This window comes from Acidiphilium sp. PM (genome assembly GCF_000219295.1).
GTDB classification, from domain to species: domain Bacteria; phylum Pseudomonadota; class Alphaproteobacteria; order Acetobacterales; family Acetobacteraceae; genus Acidiphilium; species Acidiphilium multivorum.
Map to the genome: position 1 here is coordinate 1 of NZ_AFPR01000180.1, position 4,745 is coordinate 4,745.

The following is a 4,745-nucleotide window of genomic DNA, read 5'->3' on the forward strand; positions in this document are numbered from 1 at the left end:
CGATCGCGGTGCGCGCCTTCTCGCGCACGGTCGCGGAGGATTCGGCGTGATCGGCGCGGCGCTCGGAATGGCCGAGAATGACATGGGTGGCGCCGAGCTCGGCCAGCAGGTCGGCCGAGAGGTCGCCGGTATGCGCGCCGGAGCGCTTCACCGCGCAGTCCTGCGCGCCGAGGGCGACCGGGGCGCCGTCGAGGGCGGCGCGCAGCGGGGCGATCAGCGGCGCCGGCGGGCAGACCAGCAGCTCCGCGCCCGGGGAGGCGGGACGCAGGGCGGCGGCATAGGCGGCAATGCCGGCGAGGGTGCCGTTCATCTTCCAGTTTCCGGCGATCAGCTGGGGCATGCGCTTGTCCTCCTGACGTGGCGCAACCGAGGTAGACGAGGCGGGGCCGGGTGGCAATCGGGCGCGCCCGTGGTAAGACGCGGCTTTCCCGCTGGATGAGGGTTCTGCCGCATGCTTTCGATGATCCGCCAACTGCTCGACAACTGGATCGTGCGCGCGTTTTTCGTCGTGCTGATCGGCGTGTTCGTGTTCTGGGGCGTCTCCAGCGTGGTGATGGGCATCGGCGCGTCCGACGCGATCGCGACGGTGGGCGGGCAGCCGATCAAGATCGAGGCGGTGAATGCCGCCTACCAGCGCACGCTGAACGCCTATGCGACGCAGAACAGCGGCCGCGAGCCGAGCAAGGGCGAGCGCCGGCTGTTCGCCGACCAGGCGCTGGGCACCGCGATCGACCGCGCGGCGATGGAGCTGGAGGCGCGGCGGATGGGGGTGGTGGCGCCGCCCGCTGCGATCCGCCAGCAGGTCTTCGCGATTCCGGCGTTCCACGGGCCGGACGGCAAGTTCGACAAGGCGACGTTCAACGCCGTGCTCGCCAACCACAACCTGACGCCGGCGGCGTTCATGGCGGAGATCGCCAGCGGGCTGAAGACGTCGCAGATCATCGATGCGGTGACCGCCGGGGTGAGCGCGCCGGCGCCGCTGGTGGACCAGATCTTCGCCTATGCCGCGCAGGAGCGGACGGTGCAGTTCGCGCAGCTGCCCTTCGCCGCCGCCAACCCGCCGCCGGCGCCGGCCGAGACCGTGCTGCGGCGCTACTGGCGGGATCATCCGGGGCGGTTCTCGACGCCGGCGCTGCGCGATGCGGACGTCGTCGTGCTCTCGCCGGCGCTGATCGCCAGGGGCGAGGCGGTGTCGCAGGCGGAGATCGCGGCGCAGTATCAGCAGGAGAAGGCGAAATTCGCGCAGACGCCGACGCGGACCGTCGAGATCATCACCGCGGAGGATGCGAAGAGCGCCGCGGCGCTGGCCAAGGCGTGGAAGGGCGGGGCCGACTGGGCGGCGATGCAGAAGGCGGCCGCCGCGGCGACGGCCACCGCCATCGTCATGACCGACGCGAAGCCCTCCGACCTGCCCTCGGCCACGCTGGCCAAGGCGGCGTTCGCGGCGACGCCGGGCGAGGTTTCCGCGCCGGTGAAGGGGGCGCTCGGCACCTATGTGTTCAAGGTGACGAAGGCCGTCGCCGGCGGCGACAAGCCGCTCTCGGCGGTGGCGGACCAGATTCGCGCCGAGATCCAGCTGCGCAAGGCGCGCAACGTGGTGGACAACACGCTGAGCCACCTGCAGGACGCGCTGGCGGGCAGCACGGCGCTCGGCAAGCTGCCGGCCAGCCTGCATCTCGCCAAGGCGCGGGTGAGCGTGGACCGCGAGGGCATGGCGGTGGACGGCAAGCCGGCGGGGATTCCCGGGCCGGCGGCGCTGCGGCAGGCGATCGTCAAGGCGATTTTCGCCACCGCGCCGGGCAACACCCCGCAGGCGGTGAGCGGGCCGGGCGACAGCTATTACGCCATCGCGGTGCACCGGATCATCAAGCCGGCGCTCAAGCCCTATGACAAGGTGAAGGCCGACGTGCTGGCCGACTGGACCGGCGCGCAGGTGGAGCGGCAGGAAGAGGTGGCGGCGGCGAAGCTGCTGACCGCGGTGAAGGGTGGCAAGACCCTGGCGGCGGCGGCCTCGGCGGCGGGGCTGACGGTGACGACCTCGGCGCCGATGACGCGCGCGAAGCCAGCCAAGGGCGTGCCGCCGCAGCTCGCCCAGGTGGCGTTCAGCCTCAAGAAGGGCGCGCCCACCATGGTGCAGACGCAGGAGGGCTTCGTCGTCGGCGTGGTGAGCGACATCGCCGAGCCGAAGCCGGGCAGCGACAAGGCGTTCCACCAGCGGGTGGCCGATTCGCTCGGCCAGTCGATGCAGGAAGACGTGCTGCAGACCTATGCCGCGGCGCTGCGCCAGCGCGACCATGTGAAGATCAACACGAAGCTGCTGAACCAGATCAGCAATTGAGGCCAGCGAGATGACACCCGAGACCGACCAGCACGCCCGTTTCCGCGCCGCCTACGATGCCGGGCGGGGCGCGCTGGCCTGGCGACTGCTCGCCGCCGACCTGATCACGCCGGTCGCCGCCTTCCTCAAGCTCGCGCACGGCACGGCGCATTCCTTCCTGCTCGAGAGCGTCGAGGGCGGGGCGGCGCGCGGGCGCTATTCGGTGATCGGCTTCGCGCCGGACCTGATCTGGCGGTGCGACCGCGGCCAGGTGAGCGTGAACCGCGACCCGGCGGCGGACGCGGAAGGCTACGCGGCCGATCCGCGCCCGGCCTTCGAGAGCCTGCGCGACCTGATCGCGGCGACGCGGCTCGACCTGCCGGACCACCTGCCGCCGATGACCGGCGGGCTGGTCGGCTATCTCGGCTATGACATGGTGCGGCTGATGGAGGAGCTGCCGGCGGTGAAGCCGGACGTGCTCGGGATTCCCGACGCCGTGCTGATGCGGCCGGGGGTGTTCGCGATTTTCGATTCGGTGCGCGACGAGATCACGCTGGCCGCACCGGTCTGGCCGCGCGCGGGGGTTTCGGCGGCGGAGGCCTGGAGCCTCGCGACCGGGCGGATCGAGGCGGCGATGGCGGCGCTCGACCGGCCGACGCCGGCGCTGCCGGGCCATGCCGCGCCGGCCGGGCCGGCGACCTCGAACATGAGCGAGGACGAGTTCCGCGCGATGGTGCTGCGGGGCAAGGACTACATCGCTGCCGGCGACGTGTTCCAGGTGGTGGCGAGCCAGCGCTTCGAGCAGGAATTCACGCTCCCGCCCTTCGCGCTGTATCGCTCGCTGCGGCGGATCAACCCGGCGCCGTTCCTGTTCTTCCTCGATTTCGGCGCCTATCAGGCGGTCGGCTCCAGCCCGGAGATCCTGGTGCGGCTGCGCGACGGCACGGTGACGATCCGCCCGCTGGCCGGCACGCGCCGGCGCGGGGCGACGCGCGCCGAGGACGAGGCGCTGGAGACCGAGCTGCTGGAGGACCCGAAGGAGCGCGCCGAGCACCTGATGCTGCTCGACCTCGCGCGCAACGATGTCGGCCGCGTCGCCGAGATCGGCTCGGTCAACGTGACCGAGAGCTTCGTGATCGAGCGGTTCTCGCACGTGATGCACATCTCCTCGAATGTCGAGGGCCGCATCCGGCCGGAGGCGGACGCGCTGGACGCGCTGATCGCCGGCTTCCCGGCGGGCACGCTCTCGGGCGCGCCGAAGGTGCGGGCGATGGAGATCATCGAGGAGTTCGAGCCCAGCCGCCGCGGGCTCTATGGCGGGTGCATCGGCTATTTCGCCGCCAACGGCACGATGGATACCTGCATCGCGCTGCGCACCGCGCTGATCAGGGACGGGCGGCTCTATGTCCAGGCCGGGGTCGGCATCGTCGCCGATTCCGACCCCGATGCCGAGCTCGCCGAGAGCCACGCCAAGGCGCGCGCGCTGTTCCGCGCCGCCGAGGATGCCGGCCAGTACGTCACCCCCAACGAGGCGCCGGCCCGATGATCCTGCTGATCGACAACTACGACAGTTTCACCTTCAACCTCGTCCAGTTCTTCGGCGATCTCGGGGCGGAATGCGCGGTGCACCGCAACGACCGGATCAGCGTGGAGGAGGCGCTGGCGATGCGGCCGGAGGCGATCGTGCTCTCGCCCGGGCCGTGCACGCCGAACGAGGCGGGGATCTGCCTCGACCTCATCGCGGCGGCGGCCGGCAAGGTGCCGATTCTCGGCGTCTGCCTCGGGCACCAGGCGATCGGCCAGGCCTTCGGCGGGCGGGTGGTGCGCGCGCCGGTGCCGATGCATGGCAAGATCTCGCCGATCCGGCACCAGGGCTCGGACGTGTTCGAGACGCTGCCCGACCCGTTCGAGGCGACGCGCTATCACTCGCTGATCGTGGAGCGCGAGGGGCTGCCGGAGACGCTGATCCCCACCGCCTTCACCGAGGACGGGCTGATCATGGGGCTGCGGCACCGCGACCTGCCGATCTTCGGCGTGCAGTTCCACCCCGAGAGCATCGCCACCGCGCACGGGCACACGCTGCTGCGCAACTTCCTCGGCATCGCCCGCGGGCGGAACCAGGGGCCGGGCGAGATCCTCGCCGATCTCAAGCCGGTGCTCGACCGGCTGGGGCGGGGCGAGACGATGTCCGAGGAGCTGGCCGAGGCGGCGTTCGGCGCCGTGATCGACGGCAAGGCGAATGACGCGCAGATCGCCGGGATGCTGATGGCGATGCGGGTGCGGCGCGAGACGGTGGCGGAGCTGACCGGCGCGGTGCGGGCGATGCGCGCGCGGATGCGGCCGATCGCGGCGCCGCCGGGGGCGATCGATGTCTGCGGCACCGGCGGCGACGGCGTGGGAACGCTCAACATCTCGACCGCGGTGACCT

Annotated in this window: 3 protein-coding genes and 2 pseudogenes; 4 read left to right on the top strand and 1 reads right to left on the bottom strand. The window is 71.7% G+C overall.

What is annotated here, in order from left to right:
• Nucleotides 1-340: triose-phosphate isomerase (locus tag APM_RS08600; protein ID WP_007422977.1), on the bottom strand; the 340-nt coding region annotated here is incomplete at its 3' end.
• 111 nt (nucleotides 341-451) lie between these two features.
• Here APM_RS08600 and APM_RS08605 point away from each other — a divergent pair.
• The 4 genes and pseudogenes from APM_RS08605 to APM_RS22585 form a co-directional block, all read left to right on the top strand.
• Complete coding sequence (locus APM_RS08605; protein WP_007422976.1) at nucleotides 452-2,338, top strand: peptidylprolyl isomerase; 1,887 nt, start codon at nucleotides 452-454, stop codon at nucleotides 2,336-2,338.
• 10 nt (nucleotides 2,339-2,348) lie between these two features.
• Nucleotides 2,349-3,863 carry an anthranilate synthase component I gene (gene trpE / locus APM_RS08610; RefSeq protein WP_007422978.1) on the top strand — a complete coding sequence of 505 codons (1,515 nt, stop codon included), beginning with the start codon at nucleotides 2,349-2,351 and terminating at the stop codon, nucleotides 3,861-3,863.
• A pseudogene (locus APM_RS22580) lies at nucleotides 3,860-4,429 on the top strand (anthranilate synthase component II); the annotation flags it as partial. The gene trpE and the pseudogene APM_RS22580, both read left to right, overlap by 4 nt.
• A gap of 72 nt (nucleotides 4,430-4,501) precedes the next feature.
• Nucleotides 4,502-4,745 (top strand): annotated as a pseudogene (locus APM_RS22585) (bifunctional anthranilate synthase component II/anthranilate phosphoribosyltransferase); the annotation flags it as partial.

Excerpts from the sequence above, each read along its gene's own strand:
- APM_RS08605 (WP_007422976.1), top strand. The coding sequence starts at position 452 with ATGCTTTCGATGATCCGCCAACTGCTCGACAACTGGATCGTGCGCGCG.
- trpE (WP_007422978.1), top strand. The coding sequence starts at position 2,349 with ATGACACCCGAGACCGACCAGCACGCCCGTTTCCGCGCCGCCTACGAT.